This is a genomic window from Pseudoalteromonas sp. S3785 (assembly GCF_005887365.1).
Classification (GTDB): domain Bacteria; phylum Pseudomonadota; class Gammaproteobacteria; order Enterobacterales; family Alteromonadaceae; genus Pseudoalteromonas.
On record NZ_PNCT01000193.1, the window covers coordinates 1 to 275 of the forward strand.

A 275-nucleotide genomic window follows, 5' to 3' on the forward strand; every position below is an offset into this window, starting at 1 on the left:
GTAACTCCACGTAGCTGATAAGCCTTCGCCGTGGCTGGATTTTGGTTCAATCGCGGTGGTGTCATCTTCATCTACTTTAAAATAGTCATACCTTAGCGATACCCTATGCTTACCCGCCTTATGGCTTAGCATTAAATAATCGCTGTAAAAACGGATATAAATAAGCTTATTAGCGCCCATATCATTTATACCAACGAGTAGCTGGGCAATAAAACGGGTTTTTCCAGTCAAATAATATAACCACGCTAAGCTGCTAAATGCCATTATGCAGAGCG

1 pseudogene is annotated in these 275 nt (G+C 41.5%); it reads right to left on the reverse strand.

The window, feature by feature from the left end:
- Positions 1 to 231 (reverse strand): annotated as a pseudogene (locus CWC17_RS19110) (hypothetical protein); the annotation flags it as partial.
- Between the last annotated feature and the right edge of the window lie 44 nt (positions 232 to 275).